This is a genomic window from Affinundibacterium danionis (assembly GCF_042432465.1).
GTDB lineage: Bacteria > Pseudomonadota > Gammaproteobacteria > Burkholderiales > Burkholderiaceae_D > Undibacterium > Undibacterium danionis.
The window spans coordinates 136,863-153,039 of record NZ_JBHLXJ010000016.1; the positions used below are offsets into that span (position 1 = coordinate 136,863).

General features: G+C 43.8%; 12 protein-coding genes. 5 read left to right on the top strand and 7 right to left on the bottom strand.

Annotated features, from left to right (window positions below):
* Positions 1-2 precede the first annotated feature (2 nt).
* The 4 genes from ACFFJH_RS15245 (at position 3) to ACFFJH_RS15260 (ending at position 4,903) form a co-directional block, all read left to right on the top strand.
* Positions 3-983 carry a hypothetical protein gene (locus ACFFJH_RS15245; protein ID WP_390213790.1) on the top strand — a complete coding sequence of 327 codons (981 nt, stop codon included), beginning with the start codon at positions 3-5 and terminating at the stop codon, positions 981-983.
* A 405-nt stretch (positions 984-1,388) separates the two neighbouring features.
* Positions 1,389-2,843, top strand: coding sequence for a mannose-1-phosphate guanylyltransferase/mannose-6-phosphate isomerase (locus ACFFJH_RS15250; protein ID WP_390213791.1), 1,455 nt, complete (start codon positions 1,389-1,391; stop codon positions 2,841-2,843).
* A gap of 24 nt (positions 2,844-2,867) precedes the next feature.
* Entirely contained in the window at positions 2,868-3,662 is a 795-nt protein-coding gene (locus ACFFJH_RS15255; protein ID WP_390213792.1) for an ABC transporter permease, read from the top strand.
* Positions 3,659-4,903, top strand: coding sequence for an ABC transporter ATP-binding protein (locus tag ACFFJH_RS15260; protein WP_390213793.1), 1,245 nt, complete (start codon positions 3,659-3,661; stop codon positions 4,901-4,903). Before ACFFJH_RS15255 ends, ACFFJH_RS15260 begins: the two co-directional genes overlap by 4 nt.
* A 54-nt stretch (positions 4,904-4,957) precedes the next feature.
* Here ACFFJH_RS15260 and ACFFJH_RS15265 read toward each other — a convergent pair whose 3' ends face one another.
* The 7 genes from ACFFJH_RS15265 to ACFFJH_RS15295 all read right to left on the bottom strand — a co-directional run bounded on the left by ACFFJH_RS15265 (position 4,958) and on the right by ACFFJH_RS15295 (position 15,120).
* Positions 4,958-6,070: a glycosyltransferase family 4 protein gene (locus ACFFJH_RS15265; protein WP_212685746.1), complete on the bottom strand. Its 1,113-nt coding sequence runs from the start codon at positions 6,068-6,070 to the stop codon at positions 4,958-4,960.
* A 7-nt stretch (positions 6,071-6,077) separates the two neighbouring features.
* Positions 6,078-7,292 carry a glycosyltransferase family 4 protein gene (locus tag ACFFJH_RS15270; RefSeq protein WP_390213917.1) on the bottom strand — a complete coding sequence of 405 codons (1,215 nt, stop codon included), beginning with the start codon at positions 7,290-7,292 and terminating at the stop codon, positions 6,078-6,080.
* Between the two features lie 5 nt (positions 7,293-7,297).
* A complete protein-coding gene (locus ACFFJH_RS15275; RefSeq protein WP_390213794.1) occupies positions 7,298-8,263 on the bottom strand; it encodes a GDP-mannose 4,6-dehydratase in 966 nt (321 codons plus the stop codon).
* Positions 8,247-9,284 carry a GDP-mannose 4,6-dehydratase gene (gene gmd, locus ACFFJH_RS15280; RefSeq protein WP_390213795.1) on the bottom strand — a complete coding sequence of 346 codons (1,038 nt, stop codon included), beginning with the start codon at positions 9,282-9,284 and terminating at the stop codon, positions 8,247-8,249. Before gmd ends, ACFFJH_RS15275 begins: the two co-directional genes overlap by 17 nt.
* 358 nt (positions 9,285-9,642) lie before the next feature.
* Positions 9,643-10,308: an orotate phosphoribosyltransferase gene (gene pyrE, locus ACFFJH_RS15285; protein ID WP_390213796.1), complete on the bottom strand. Its 666-nt coding sequence runs from the start codon at positions 10,306-10,308 to the stop codon at positions 9,643-9,645.
* A gap of 101 nt (positions 10,309-10,409) precedes the next feature.
* On the bottom strand, positions 10,410-13,745 hold the full coding sequence (locus ACFFJH_RS15290; protein ID WP_390213797.1) for a glycosyltransferase family 4 protein: 3,336 nt from the start codon (positions 13,743-13,745) through the stop codon (positions 10,410-10,412).
* Positions 13,735-15,120, bottom strand: coding sequence for a class I SAM-dependent methyltransferase (locus tag ACFFJH_RS15295; RefSeq protein WP_390213798.1), 1,386 nt, complete (start codon positions 15,118-15,120; stop codon positions 13,735-13,737). Before ACFFJH_RS15295 ends, ACFFJH_RS15290 begins: the two co-directional genes overlap by 11 nt.
* A 229-nt stretch (positions 15,121-15,349) precedes the next feature.
* Here ACFFJH_RS15295 and ACFFJH_RS15300 point away from each other — a divergent pair, with 229 nt between their 5' ends.
* A complete protein-coding gene (locus ACFFJH_RS15300; protein ID WP_390213799.1) occupies positions 15,350-16,120 on the top strand; it encodes an exodeoxyribonuclease III in 771 nt (256 codons plus the stop codon).
* Positions 16,121-16,177 lie beyond the last annotated feature (57 nt).

Below are 16,177 nucleotides of genomic sequence, written 5' to 3' on the forward strand. Positions count from 1 at the left end.
CGATGAAATTCTGGATTGGTTTTTTTACTTGTTTAGTGACGTTGAGTCTCGTATGGATTCAAGGACTAACATCGCAATTAGGAACTGCAACGCCGACATCGCGTTGGGTGTTTGATGCATACCAACTCAAGCTGAAAGCTGCGGAGCAAATCGCTACTCCCAAGGTATTGATCGTCGCTGGTTCGAACGCGATGTTCGGAATCGATTCAAAGCAACTAAGCGCTTATTGGCAACGTCCAACCATCAATCTAGCGGTAAACGCTGGACTTGGTTTGGATTACATCCTCGCGCAGGCAAAAAAAGCGGCTCGACGCGGTGATATTATTATCTTACCGTTAGAGTACGCGCTTTACCTTGATGACGGTGATGCCAATTCACAAATCATCGACTATGTAATTGGTCGAGATCCACTCTACTGGAATTCACTCACGCAGTATCAAAAGACGCAATTTATTTTGGGAATGGCACCTGAGCGATGGATTCAGGGCTTACGACAACCGATAGATTCACCGGTCAATTCGGGAACGTACGGAACACATCACCTCGACAACGTGGGTGATCAAACCTTCTCTGGACGCGAACATCAACAAGAACAAGATCGCGCAGCGATAGCGATAGCCGCATCTCCCAAAAAAGCATGGCGCTATGGAGAACGAGCACTTCAAGAAAACGGGGCATGGGAAAGATTGAGTCAATTTTCTAAATGGGCACGCCAAAATCAACTATGCGTAATCGCTGTACCAACCGCTTTATTGTTTCACAAATCCTATAAAGACTCCATCGTCGAGCGACGTTTTTATGAATCCATACCAGATCGAGTGCGTAGCTTGGACATTCCTTATGTTGGAAAACCATTTGATTTTATGTACCCTGCTGACCATTTTTTTGATACCGATCATCATTTACAAGACTGGGCCAGAACGATACACACACAACGCCTAATCAAGCAACTTCGGCAATCACAACCATGTTCGTTCCGTTAAGTCGGAGCGCCAACAACAATTTATCGAAATACAAGTCTAATAGGAATTTCTAATCTCTGATGTGGCGCATAACTAAGAAAAAGCTAATCTAAAAAGTAGGGAAAAGCGATATCGTATTTGTATAAAATTCTGCATAGTTTTGTAATAAGACTGATACCGATATTCTACTTAATTAGTGGGCAAGCGATATATACTATCGACTTTGCTTTGGCTTAGTTTCAAATTTGCATCATCAGCAAACTTAAAGCCATGACTAAATAGATGCAAGTTCAAGAAAAGTTCGTCCTTATCAACGCCAAATTAAACACTGAATAAAGCGTTAAAAGTAGTCGCAATGAAAAGATCGCACGAGTAGTGGTCGCGAAGAACAAATTAAAAAGTATTAATAAATATCGAAAGTACGCAATGAATTTACAGCCAGTTATTTTGTCTGGGGGATCAGGAACACGTCTATGGCCGCTTTCTCGTGAAAAGCATCCCAAGCAATTACTCGCGCTTGATGGCGGCGAATCGATGCTGCAAGCAACTGCACGTCGTGTAACTGATGTATGTGGTTCATTGACCGTTGCTCAGCGCTTGATTATTTTATGCAATGAAGAGTATCGATTTATCACCGCAGAGCAATTACGAGATATCGGTTTAGAAAATCAAACGCTGTTATTAGAACCGGTCGGCAAAAATACGGCTCCGGCGTTAACGCTGGCCGCGATTGCCGCAGTGAATCAACAAGACGATACGATTTTATTGGTGATGCCGGCAGACCATGTTATAGCGGATAAAACTGCTTTTCAAACCGCCGTTGAGTCTGGACTGGACCAAGCGAAAAATGGCGCGATTATTACTTTTGGCATTAAAGCTCATCGCCCGGAAACTGGCTATGGTTATATCAAGATGGGTGAAGCAATTGCAGATGATGCGATTTACGCGATTGATCGTTTTGTCGAAAAACCTGATCTAGCAACAGCGCAGATGTATCTCGATTCTGGTCAATACCTGTGGAACAGCGGCATTTTTATGATGCGTGCAAGCATCTGGCTACGTGCGATCAAACACTTTAATCCAAGCATGTATACGGTGTGTGTACAATCCATGACCAATGCAAAATCAGACTGTGATTTTGTACGCATTGCGAAAGAAGATTTTTCTTCCTGTCCGTCAGATTCAATCGACTATGCTGTGATGGAAAAACTGAACGCAACAACCGATTTAGGTATTCAAGCCTGTGTCATTCCGCTCGATGTTGGCTGGTCAGATGTGGGTGCGTGGGATGCCGTGTGGGAAGTCTCAGAAAAAGATGCTCAAGGTAATTGTGCACGTGGTGATGTGATGATGGAGAATTCAAAGAATTGTCTAGCAATGGCAGATAGTCGCTTGCTAGTTTGTCTTGGAATGGAAGATGCCATCATTATTGAAACACCCGACGCGGTTTTGGTAACCAATAAAGCCAATACCTCTGGCATGAAACAAGTCATTACACGTCTAAAGGCTGGCCAGTACAAACAAACAGATAACCATAGAAAAGTTTACCGTCCTTGGGGTCACTATGACTCAGTCGATAGTGGTGAACATTTTCAAGTGAAACGCATTGTGGTCAAACCTGGTGGTCGTTTATCCATGCAATTACACAATCATCGTGCAGAACATTGGGTCGTTGTGTCTGGTGTGGCGACAGTAACGCGCGGTGACGAAGTCATGACCTTGCAGCCAAACGAGTCAACCTTTATTCCTTTGGGTGTAAAACATAGACTTGAGAATCTTGGCACGACCGATCTAGAAGTGATCGAAGTGCAATCAGGCACTTATTTGGGTGAAGATGACATCGTTCGTTTCGGCGATATTTACGGCCGTGCTGACGCCTAAGTACATAGAAAAAGGTAGGCGTAATTGAAAGCATTTCTTCTCTCGATCTGGCGCTTCCGTCATTTCATTCAATCCTCAATCAAGGCAGAGTTTCTTGGCCGTTTTGCACGTAGTAAGCTAGGTGCATTATGGATGATTTTGAATCCACTAGCGCAGGCGGCCATTTTTGCGATTGTTTTATCAGAAATACTTGCAGCGAAATTACCGCACGTCGACAGTAAGTCTGCTTATGCAATTTATTTGATGGCAGGAACGGCTGCCTGGGGTTTATTCGCGGAGATAGTCACTCGCTGCACGACCGTGTTTATCGACTATTCGAATACTTTAAAAAAGATCGCCTTTCCTCGACTGTGCTTGCCTTTAATTGTCGGTGGTAGTGCACTGTTAAATCATTTGCTCTTACTGAGTTCTATTTTTGTCATATTCCTGTTGCTCGGACATATGCCAACATTCGCTTGGTTAAGTGTCCTCGTGGGAATTGCAATCATCATGCTATTCGCATTTGGTTTGGGCATCTTACTCGGCTTATTAAATGTATTTTCGCGCGATGTCGGTCAAGTAATTACGATCGTCTTGCAATTGTGGTTTTGGCTCACTCCAGTGGTATACACGAGAGAAACCTTACCCAAACAATTTACCCCAATTCTAGAACTCAACCCAATGGCGATGATTGTCCAAATTTATCAAGATGCCCTACTGTTTGGAAAATTCCCAACTTGGTCAAATTTGTTTGTACCCGCGATGATTGCTGTCGGTATTTTTATATTTTCATTCTGGATTTTCCGTCGTGCGAGTCCTGATTTGGTTGATGCATTATGACGCAATTACCTTCTTATGTTTTACAGGTCAGCGGTGTTGGCAAATGTTACGCCAAGTATCGTAGTTTATTTTCTCGCCTGCTCAGCTGGGTCGGTGTACCTGTCAAAACCAGTCAAGAATACTGGGCAAATAAAGATATCTCCTTCAATGTGGCACCTGGCCAAGCTATCGCAATCATTGGGCAAAATGGCGCAGGTAAAAGCACTTTATTAAAGATGATTACTGGCACGGTGCGCCCTAGCACTGGGCATATTCATGTGGTTGGACGCATTAGTGCGATGCTTGAATTGGGTTTAGGTTTTAATCCAGAATTTACCGGTCGTCAAAATGCGTATATGGCTGGAGGATTATTAGGCTATAGCGCACAAGAGCTTGAACAACTGATGAAGGGCATAGAAAATTTTGCCGAAATTGGCGATTTCTTTGACCAACCCCTGCGTGTGTATTCAAGCGGTATGCAGGCGCGCCTAGCATTTGCTGTGGCGACTGCTGTGCGTCCAGATGTCTTGATTGTTGATGAAATTTTGTCAGTTGGTGATAGCTATTTTCAGCATCGTAGCTTTGACCGAATTAAACAATTTAAAGAGCAAGGCACCTCTATTATTCTGGTCACACATGGTCTAAGTGATGTCCGAGCATTGTGTGATTACGTGATCCTTTTAGATCAAGGACAAATTCTGAAACAAGGGCGGCCAGATGAAGTTGTTGATTATTACAATGCATTCGTCGCACAAAAAGAAAATGCGCAACTCAATATTTTACAAAATCGCGATGAGAACGGCTGGCTAAAAACAAAGTCCGGTAATAAACGTGCAGAAGTAGTGAGGCTCAATTTACAAGACCAAGTTAGTGGAGCAGAACTCACGGTGGCGCAAGTTGGTCAAGCGGTAGAACTAGTTTGTGAAGTCAAAATTAATTCAGCAATCGATCAATTGGTCCTGGGATTCATGCTGCGCGATAAGCAGGGAAGTATTATTTGGGGCAGCAATACGTGGCACGCTGGATTAGTACAAACTGATTTACAAGGCTGTCAACAATTCGTGTTTCGCTTGCCCTTTGTATGCACGCTAGGCGCAGGATCATACTCAGTTACTACGGCACTAACTCGTGGCGAATCTCACCTCGATGAAAATTATGAATGGCAGGACAATTTATTCGTGTTTGACGTGATCAATGCGGATAAAACTCAATTTATCGGCAGCAGTTGGTTAGATACCGAATTTACGGTCATTCGCCAATAAGAATCAGCAAGCACCAAACTTTCACTTTTTTCTAACAAGCAGACAGGAAATTACTTAGCGCTTATTAACTACGTTTTGATAGAGTTCAACATATTTACGCGCCATGACTTGTGCAGTAAATAAAGACTCAAAACGTTGCTCTGCGTTCTTACCAAATTCTAACGCTTGCTGTGGATTTGAATACAAATCAAACATCGCTTGGCGCAAAGCCAATGGACTGCTTGGAGGCACAACCAAACCGGTTACACCGTCTACATTGACGTAGGAGGTTCCGGTGCCGATTTCGCACGAGATCATAGGCTTGCCGTACATCGCTGCTTCAAGCAAAGTAATGCCGAAAGCCTCTGATCTTAAATGCGATGGAAATACCAGACCGTAGCACAATGTCAGCAATGCGGATTTATCTTCATCTGGTAAGGCACCTAGAAAATGCACATGTTTTAATCCTAATGCTTGCGCTTGTGATTTCAAGGCGCGCTCTTCGGGCCCATCGCCCAGTATAACAACGGGAATATCCGTGCCATAGGCAGCTTCTAACAAAACATGTAAACCCTTGTAATAGCGCAGCATCCCGACAAATAACAAAAACTTTTCTGGTAACTTGGCACGCCATTGTGCGCACAATGCAGCATCGTCCTTGGGATAAATAGCTCGTTCTAAGCCATAGGTAATGACTTCAGTCTTATGTTTATACGTGTTCAGCGTCTCACTACTTGCCATGTAGTTAGGGGATGTGGCAACAATCCGATCAACACTTTTCAGAAATTTATTTTTAAGTGGCTGATAAACTTTCAGAAGCTGCTTCTGCCTGACGATATCCGAATGATAAGTGACGACACTGGGCTTTTTAATATCGCAAACGTAATGCGCGATATCCATGAACGGCCATGGGAAATGGTAATGGACAAGGTCTGCCTGCGCCGCTAAGCGCTTAAACTTCTTCAATGCAGCCCAAGAAAATCCAGTCGAAGCAATCTCGAAGTCCAACGGTGCTCGAAAAACTTTTTGCCCTTCGAACTCGATATCTAGTTTTTTATTTCGAGTTAATGTCAGAACATCAGCACGGACACCAAGTTGTGAGGTAGCAGTTACCAACTGCCGAATCACTTGCTCAACCCCACCAAAACTATCGGGATAATAAGTACGGTAAAAATGCAGAACTTTCATTTTTATCTCACTTATTGCTGACGCGTTGATAAGCTGCGACGGTGTTTCTAACACATGCATCCCAGCTAAGTTCTGTGGCACGTTGCAAACCTCGCTGAACCGCAAGCTCGCGCCACGCGTCATCATCTAATGCTTGTGCTAACCCTTCCCGAATCGAATCAACATCACCGGGCTCAACTAGCCTAGCCGCACCTGCTGCCACCTCTGGCATGGAGGAGCAATTCGAGGTCAGTACTGGCACGCCACTCGCCATTGCCTCGGCTATTGGTAAACCAAAACCTTCATACCAAGATGGATATGTGAACAAACGTGCGCCCGCATATAAGGCGGGCAAGTCGGCCTGATCGACAAAACCAAGATACTTCAGCCAGCCCTCGCCAACCGCACGCTGAATATCCGCATGGATATCTTCACTTTGCCAGCCGCCACCACCGACCAAGACCAATGGCCATCGTTGACGCATTGCAATCGGTAATAAACGATACGCGGCAATCAGATTCGTTAAGTTTTTGCGAGGTTCTATGGTTGACACAAAAAAGCTATACGCATTCATGCTCAAGCCAAACTTTGATAACACAGGTGCTAATTCTGTCGAGGTTCGCGGATGATAACTTTGATCAACACCGAGCAATGTGACTTGTACACGTTCAGCAGGTATTTGAAATTGATCGATAATATCCTTACGCGTAGACTCTGAAATCGCCAAAATTAAACTTGCGCGTTCAATCGCCTCTGGAATCGCCATTTGCATACGCTCTATGCGAGCCTTGGGATGCCACTGCGGATAACGATAGATTGAAAGGTCATGAATCGTGACGACACTTGGCAAATGTGTCTTAGGGACAAAATAATTTGGTCCATGAAATACAGCATTTTTAACACCGTCAAGATTATTACTTGCTAACAATGGCATGATTTTGCCATAAGCGCGCGCAAATAGCGGCACTTGCCCGATCCTACGTCTTAGTTTATGTGGGAATTGTTCGAGACGCTTGCGCATGCGTCCTTTGAAATTCAATACTGTCTTGTCCGTATTGCTTACAAGTTCAACATTAGGCGATGCTGGCTCAACCAAATTGGTGTTTGGTAAATCACGCCATTGACCATCTGATAGATATCGAACCGATTCAATTTCTTGCTGTAGCGGTAACCGCGTCGCTAACTCCCAAGCATAGCGACCTATCCCTGCCAATGGCGGATGAATCGCCTCGATGGATAGCACTACATTCAATTAAATACCTCAACCACTTTCACCGATTGCTCTTTTTTCGTAGCGGCAGCAGAAGTCTCATCCAGCATCCATGCTAAGGTGTCGAGTAGACTATACGACGGAAGATCCCCAATCAAGGACTTCAGCTTGCTCGCGTCACCAACCAGCGTACGCACCTCATTCGCACGGACAAAAGCTGGATTGCAACGAATATCGATAGTGTGGCCTGTCAGCGATTCCGCTAATCCAATCACCTCACGCAAGGTATACGCTTTTCCATTACAGATATTAATCGTTTCACCACGTGGGCTTAATCCAAGTAATTCGGCATACGCATAGGCTACCGCACGTACGTCTGAAAACTCACGCGAAACATCGATATTTCCCAATTCAATAACAGGAGCACGGCGCTTAAAATGACTCACAATTTTGGGAATCAAGAAATTTTCTGCTTGTCCTACGCCGACGTAATTAAATGGCCGAGTAATAAAAACGGGCAGTTTATCCATCCATAGTCTAGCCACATGCTCCATCGCCATTTTACTAATTGCATAGTCATTGGCGGGCATTGCTGGCTCTTGCTCACTTAACGTACCAGCGGTGGAGTTTCCATAGATATTTGCACTACTCGCAACCAACACGGCCTTGGGGGATTTTTTTAAACGTGACAAGGCTTCCAAGAGATTTCTGGTGCCCATGATATTAATCCGATAAATATCTTCTGGATTATCGTGCCCGACAAAAGCGACAGCAGCTAAATGCGCCACGATTTCTGGTTGCACGCGGTCTACAACTTCTTGCACTGCTTCTCGATCACACAAATCGACATGATAGACGCCAGTCCCAAGAGCCTCGTTGCCGTAAGCAGTGCCAAAAACCTGATAGCCACGTGCCGTCAACTCACTCGCTAAGTAAGCGCCAGTGAACCCTCTGAGCCCAGTAATTAGCGCCCGAGGGCGCGTAATCTTAGTAAGATTTCCCATTGATGTTTCGCTCAATATCGGCTGCAACCATCATCTGACACAATTGCTCTAAAGTCGTGCTTGGCTCCCAACCCAAAACATCCTTCGCTTTTTGTGGATTACCAATTAAGAGCTCTACTTCGGCTGGGCGATAAAACTTAGGATTTACCTTCACTAAAATTTTATTCGTCTCTGCACACCGTGCAATCTCATGCTCAGCGCTTCCTTCCCAATGTAACTGGATATTGGCAGCTTTAAAAGCCATCGTCACGAAGTCTCTCACTGTTTCGGTGCGATTTGTTGCTAAAACAAAGGTATCCGGTTGTTCTGCTTGCAACATACGCCACATTCCTTCGACATATTCTTTCGCATAACCCCAGTCGCGTTTCGCATCCATATTGCCCAGTTCTAGGCAATCTAATTGTCCTAATTTAATTTTAGCGACTGAATCGGTAATCTTGCGCGTGACAAACTCGCGTCCACGCAACGGTGATTCATGATTAAACAAAATCCCGCTACAAGCAAAGATTCCATAGGATTCACGGTAGTTAATCGTCATCCAATGTGCATACAGTTTTGCGACACCATACGGACTACGAGGGTAAAACGGTGTTGATTCAACTTGCGGAACAGCCTGTACTTTCCCGAACATCTCGGATGTCGATGCTTGGTAAAAGCGAATTTTTGGATTCACAACGCGAATCGCCTCTAGCAAATTGAGTGCCCCCAAGCCAGTAATTTCTGTCGTCGTCACTGGCTGCTCAAACGACACGCCAACAAAGCTTTGCGCAGCTAAATTATAGACTTCTGATACTTCCGTTGATTGTATTAATCGGATACTTGAAGATAAGTCTGTTAAATCATACTCAACCAAATGCAAATTAGGATGACTTTGAATTCCCAATTCTTCAATACGCCAAAAGTTAACTGAACTCGTGCGCCGATAAGTACCATAGACTCGATATCCTTTTTCCAACAGTAGCTGAGCTAAATATGCTCCATCTTGTCCTGTAATACCAGTCACCAGCGCTCTTTTATTCATGTACAAACCTTGCTTTCGGGCAAATAAAATTATTAAATTTATTCCTGAAAAATGCGCTCCAATAAAAACAAGCAAAAAAAACATTTTCCATTTAAATCTGAACTGAGCAGTATACCTGCTATCAGCCCCAAATATCAGGAAAAATTGTCAGTTGATTGTCAAACAATTGTCTTACCACTGGGCAATTAGAAAACAAAACCTCGACAAAATTGGCTCATTCTCGCCCTATCACCTATCCCCGATAAATTCACAAATAAGCCATTCTCTACAAAACTGTTGGTTCATACCTAAGATATTGCAGACCAGTTGCAGTCAAAGCAACTTTAACAAACGAAAATCGAATCTCTGGTTATTTTATTTATACAGCGCCGTACTTTTGACGATAAGCAGCAACTGCATCTTTATATTGAACCAAAGCTGGTGCAGCCTCTGCTTGCGACAAGCATTCAAACAAATCGTTTAAACTAGCAATCGCGACAACAGGAATGTCAAAGTTCTTACTAATTTCCTGAACTGCGGATAAAGCGGAAAGATGATCATCGCTACCAGCACGTTCCATTCTGTCAAGCGCAATTAATACAGCACATGGTGTCGCACCAGCAGCGCGAATCATTTCGACAGACTCCCGAACCGAAGTACCAGCGGAAATGACATCATCGACAATCACGACGCGTCCCGCTAACTTAGCACCAACAATGGATCCACCTTCGCCATGATCTTTTGCTTCTTTACGATTGTAAGCAAATGGCACATTCCGTCCTTTAGCTGCAAGTGCAACTGCCGTCGCCGAAGCCAAAGTAATTCCTTTATACGCAGGCCCAAACAACATATCGAAGTCGATACCTGAATCAAGCAATGTTTGCGCGTAGAAATTCGCTACACGCCCCAAATTCTCGCCATTATTGAATAGGCCAGCATTAAAGAAATAAGGCGACTTCCGTCCAGCCTTCGTTACAAACTCGCCAAAGCGAATTACCTCAGCATCTACCGCGAAATGGATAAACTCTTGTTTTAGATTTTTCATCTTGAACTCTCAATTCTAAATACATTCTGTCAGTTATTAATCGTCAATCATTTCACCAGCGTGATGAATCAGCGAGACGCGCTGCGCCAACTCTGCAAGCCTTACTCATTTTGTAGTACGTCGATCAAGTTTAACAATCGATTCGATAACCATGGCCATTGCCGTGACTGCGCCCATGCACACGCTTGTGCAATCTGTGTTCGCTGTAAATCCGCATCGTGCAATATAGTCCGAATTCCTGTTGCTAACTCTGCGGCTGTTGTTCCGGGCAAACGATATACAGCCTCAGCAACATCATCAAAAATAGTTAACGGTGTTACCGCTACGGCGACGCTAGAAGCAATTCCCATGCGTACCGCGGCACTGGAAGACTCTTGCGTCTGCTGATATGGATAAACAATTAAATCAGCAATCTGTAAATGTGAAACGCATGCTTCATCTGCTAAAAAGTCTGTCACGATGGTAACATCGCGTCCGATACCTAATTGTGCAATGAGTGCGCGACACTGTTCCAGTTCTTGACTTGATTCTGGGACCGGATACAAAGCATTTAACAGTAATAAATGTAGGCTATCGTCTTGTTGGCGCAATTTTGAGAATGCCTGAATTAATTGTGGCAATCCTTTATGTGGCAATAAAAAACCATAAGACGCGACTATTGTTTTGGAATCAGGAATACCCAAGCTTTGCTGGATAGATGCAATATTACTGACAGGTGTTGGCAATAGGCCTTGTGGGAATAAGCAAACATTTTCAAGCAAACCAAAATCTTTCAATCGATTTAAATCTGCCACGCCATGCACATACAGTCGAGTCGCTTTTGATAAAGCGGTCGCAATGCTACCCAAAGAAAAAGTTTGATCTGGACGAACCAAATCTGCGGTAGCGTGAAAGAAACAATGCACGTCAATTTGCCGTGCTTCTAATGCTTCAATTAATTTCGCTAATTCACTTAAAGTGAAGAAACCAAAATTGTATTGAATCACGACTACACCAGTTCCGGCGGCAACGATATCAGCAAAGAGTTGGTCTAAATTGTGATCAAAACCCATGCGCCAATTGCGCACTACATTTTCACCATCTGGAGCGGTTCGCTCATCACATTGATCTGCATAAATCGTTAGTCGATCTGTCGGTATTCTATTCGACAAGAAGGCAGAGTATGCAGCGATGCCGCAACGTTTATTCCAACTACTGATCCAAGCAATTTTTGCCTCTTTACGCAGCAACGGTTGTCGTTCAAGATCAGCGATCGCTTGTATGCTATTTTCTGCAGTCTTTGCCCAAGTAAAATCGCGCAGAATTCTTTCTCGAGCCAATTCTGTTTTTAACCGACGTTGCGATTCAGGCAGACTATAAACCTCACGCAATAACTGAGCTAAATGACTTGCTTTTGGATTCGCCCAAACCGAATGCATGGCACCTAAATGCGTCCGTGATTTCTCGAAATTAAAGTCACATAACCAAGCCGATTGTTCATCGCAAAAATCAATCTGACCACCAAACGCAGTCGTAATCACAGGTAGATCAAACAGCATTGCCTCAGCGATCGGCAAACCAAAACCTTCACCACGGGTTGGTGCAACAAAGGCATCACAAGCTTGATACCAACCAGCTAGCTCTTCGTCAGAACAATCTCGATTAACCAGTATGACAGAAGGAAAAGCGGGATCATTGGCACGCAAATTCTCTAGCTGTTGTTGTACGTCGTTATGTGGATTTGGAAAGGTCTTGATAACCAAGCTAACATCATCGTCTGCACGAAACGCTTTTGCATAGGCTTGCAACAATACATCCACACCTTTTCGTGGAAAACAAGACGATATATGCAGAAACGAGAATCGCTTCAACTGTTCTGTCGGCGCAATTGGCTGCACGCTGAGCAAATGATCGGCACCGCCACCGATAACCTTCACCGGAACCGTAACACCATTATCAATCAATACTTTCTTGACGAATTCGGTATGGGCTAACACCACATCCAATTTACGATTAAAGCCTTGCGTGAATTCAATTGGATAGCCGCTCTCTTCCCACCCATAGCAATGAATTGCACGTACACGTGCACGCATATCATCAAGATAAGGTGGATAACAATAACGCAAGGCGACATCCGGCGATTCCACAGTACTGTTAGCAAGAACCACCATCTTGGCGATATCGGAATTTTGCTTCAAAAATTCCGTACTAATTTCTTTCACTTGCCCTGCATCCAAACTTCGCACCTGCACTTGTTTTCCCTGTGCTTGCAAAGCTCGAGCAAACGCACGATTGACAACCGCAAGACTATAACTAGAATCAATTGGTCCCTCTACTTGCCAAATTTGTTTGGCCTCATCAACAGCAGCAACAACAGTCGAATTGAGATTCAAATCCAAATCGAGATGGTTCAAATAATCTAATAGCGAGGCTCTCACATTCGCAACCTCAAAGCGCGCTAAATTACGTCGCTGTCCGGCAATAATACGACGCTTCAAAGCAGGTTCGGTCAAAACCATGTGCACCAAGGCTGCCATTGCTGTAGGATCAAACTCTTTCAGCAATAAGCCACCCTCGCCCATCGTATCGGGGATACCGCTTGCAGCATGAGCTAAGACCGGAACGTCAAACACCATTGATTCAATCAATGGCATACCAAAACCTTCGTGCTGACTCATGCATACAAAGACATCAGCGGCTCGGTAATAAGCCAATAAATCGGCTTGCGCTATCTTGCCTGTTAATACGACATTTTGTGCTAAACCAAGCTGCGTAATTTTTTCTTTAATCTGCGATTCGTAAGCTTCGCTTGTGGTCGCACCAGCAAGAATCAAGCGCACCGGCTGATTGTAGCTACGTTTCAACGCTACTAGCATATCTAGTAAAGCGAGTTGCTGTTTGTTTTCGCAAACCCTACCAACGAACAACAGGTTAACTACGCCGCGCAATGAGTAAAGTAACTCAGCGTTAAAATGACCTGAACGAACCTTATCAACATCAACTAACAAAGGTATCGTCTTTAGCTTTTTAAATTTGGCTTGCTCTAACTCTTGTGTATTGATCGCGGAATCACCAATTCCACCAATAAAATGTGGCGCCCAATGATGCAATTGCTGACGACCAAACAAACTCAAGCGGCGTAGCGGCCCCTCGATGGGTAAGAACTCTTCTGGCGTAATATTGTGATACACCATCAACTTGGGTACTTGCAAGGCATCTAACCAAAAATGGTTGTCATAGCCAAGGCTATGATGAACCATCAGCAAATAATTGCTCTCTAAACCAAACTGCGAGATGTGCTTTACCTGAGTTTGTAATTCAGGCGGAATGTGTTCACAAAAGATTTCGGAATTCAATCCTAACCCACGCAAAAGACTTTGCGTAAATAGCATGCCGTTGGTGACTCCGTCTCCAGCAACACATGCTGGATGAAATTGATGTATCGATTTAATTTGCATTGTTCTTCCACGCTATTACAGCAAAATCTTGCGGGCCGTATAACGCCGCATTCATTCTTTTCGCCAATTCAGAATCTTCAGTTAATTTAAACTCTTCTGGATATGGATGTAGACGTAAAATTTCTGCTCTAGCAAAACCTCGTTGACGAGCCATAAACTCTGCAACTGCTGGAACAATAGGGTTCAAATGCGTAGGATCGGAATAGAAACTACATGCACCGACCAAAAGATTTTCTGGATTTGGAGTTTCAAAAATAACTAGTCCGTCCGGCCTTAACGCTTTTAAACTGACATCAAATAAGGTTAGCAACAGCTTAAATGGAAGGTGTTCTATGATATGAAAACCCGTCACTGCAGCCAGACTTCCCTGTGGCTGCTGTCGCAAATAATCAATTGCATCCATACATACGGCATTTAGATGTTTTTCACTGCAAGCAGCAACCATCGCCGCGTTCATATCAACCCCGATTGCATTAATATTATTTAACTCTAACAAGCGCAACCACTCACCACGACCGCACCCAATATCGACAACTTTAGCTGTATCAACGCCACTAAATTTTGTAAGGTATGGTAAATACACACTCAATCGCGAACTAATGTCCGTTTCAGAGCCCCTGAAATTATCTTCAAATTCAAGATAGAATCCATTCATTCCAGGAACATCAATATCACGAGTAGCATTAACATTATGATTACCCACACCTAACGGCTGCGACATCGAATTCGGATGTGCGCTCACACTTAATTGATGCAACTCACGAACTTGATTAGCCAATCGATTATCTCGCTCAACATTACCAACTTGCATTTGTTGAATGCGATTATCTAAATGCGAAATCCGCTCAACAATTGACAAACTCTCCAACTGAGTAATTCGCGATGATAAATGGCTACATTGTTCTGACATTTTTTGAAAGTGCTCACGCTGCTGCAATGTAATCAGTTGCAACTGTTGTGTCATTTCTGCCATTCGACTTCGGCTTTCAGAAAGTTGATGTCTTAACTGATCATTTGCCCGAGTCAAAACATCAAAATCTAACGCAATTTTATGCCGAATAGCGTTTAATCGAAAAATGGAGTTAATCCAGATGATCGCACTACCAAGAAATGGTATACGGCCAATGCGGCGGCGAGCGCCTTCTCCCTTAAAAAGCAATCTTCGCAAACTCAATGTCAATGAATCAGAAACTACACTCCGAACTTGTATTTGAGGAACCACCTTTAAACACATATCGTCAATACGATGACTTATCGACGCCCCACGCGACTTAATTACTTCAATTTTTTTAGTCAATAGATCAACGTCTATCTCATTATTATTTGGTAGCAGCATAATAGTAGAAGGTTGTGATGACGGCATCGGATATTTCATGCCTTTTTTAGAATGGGCTAGAGTATAAACGTAATTGACTCGTATAATCCGCTTTCCGCACCTCCGAACATGTATGAATTATGTATTTTTTCGCAAATAGATTTACAAACTAAAAAGCCTTGCCTGACATAAGATCAAAAAAATACACTATGCTCATCGCTCTATAAGGCTCACTGAATTCCAACCAAACTCATTCACGCTAAACTTCATAGTCTTTTCATACAAAACCATGACAAAAATTATCTCCGCCAATCTGAATGGCATACGTTCTGCGGCAAAAAAGGGCTTTTTCGACTGGATGAAAAAAGAAGCTCCAGATTTTCTGTGTGTGCAAGAACTGAAAGCTCAGCAAGACGATATGACCGAGGACTTCTTGCAACCCCATGGCTATCACGGGCATTTTCATTATGCAGAGAAAAAAGGCTACTCCGGTGCGGGCGTGTACAGCAAGAAAAAACCCGATGCGGTTCATATCGGTTTTGGCAGTGCTGAATTCGATGCAGAAGGTCGTTACGTGCGTTGTGATTTCGGTGATCTGTCCATCATTTCTGTCTATTGTCCATCGGGCTCTTCGTCTCCCGAACGGCAGGAAGCAAAATTTCGTTTCATGGACGAATTCGCACCGCATCTAAAAGCTCTAATCAACGAAGGTCGAGAGCTAGTAATCTGCGGCGACTGGAATATCGCACACAAAGAAATCGATTTAAAAAACTGGAAAAGCAATCAAAAGAACTCCGGTTTCCTACCAGAAGAGCGCGCCTGGATGACGCATTTATTTGAAGAAATGGGCTGGGTAGATGTCTATCGCCGCCTACACCCTGACACCACAGGCGAAGCCTACACTTGGTGGAGTAACCGGGGACAGGCCTGGGCCAATAATGTAGGATGGCGGATCGATTATCACGTAGCGACACCAAGCATCGCAGCCAAAGCGAAATCTGCGTCGATTTATAAAGATGAGCGCTTTAGTGATCATTCACCGCTGATCATCACCTACTAATATAGCAATTTATTTAATCCATTAAAAAAGCCACTTGAACTCAGGTCCAAGTGGCTT

Excerpts from the sequence above, each read along its gene's own strand:
- ACFFJH_RS15265 (WP_212685746.1), bottom strand. The coding sequence starts at position 6,070 with ATGAAAGTTCTGCATTTTTACCGTACTTATTATCCCGATAGTTTTGGT.
- ACFFJH_RS15300 (WP_390213799.1), top strand. The coding sequence starts at position 15,350 with ATGACAAAAATTATCTCCGCCAATCTGAATGGCATACGTTCTGCGGCA.
- pyrE (WP_390213796.1), bottom strand. The coding sequence starts at position 10,308 with ATGAAAAATCTAAAACAAGAGTTTATCCATTTCGCGGTAGATGCTGAG.
- ACFFJH_RS15275 (WP_390213794.1), bottom strand. The coding sequence starts at position 8,263 with ATGGGAAATCTTACTAAGATTACGCGCCCTCGGGCGCTAATTACTGGG.
- gmd (WP_390213795.1), bottom strand. The coding sequence starts at position 9,284 with ATGAATAAAAGAGCGCTGGTGACTGGTATTACAGGACAAGATGGAGCA.
- ACFFJH_RS15290 (WP_390213797.1), bottom strand. The coding sequence starts at position 13,745 with ATGCAAATTAAATCGATACATCAATTTCATCCAGCATGTGTTGCTGGA.
- ACFFJH_RS15295 (WP_390213798.1), bottom strand. The coding sequence starts at position 15,120 with ATGAAATATCCGATGCCGTCATCACAACCTTCTACTATTATGCTGCTA.
- ACFFJH_RS15260 (WP_390213793.1), top strand. The coding sequence starts at position 3,659 with ATGACGCAATTACCTTCTTATGTTTTACAGGTCAGCGGTGTTGGCAAA.
- ACFFJH_RS15250 (WP_390213791.1), top strand. The coding sequence starts at position 1,389 with ATGAATTTACAGCCAGTTATTTTGTCTGGGGGATCAGGAACACGTCTA.
- ACFFJH_RS15245 (WP_390213790.1), top strand. The coding sequence starts at position 3 with ATGAAATTCTGGATTGGTTTTTTTACTTGTTTAGTGACGTTGAGTCTC.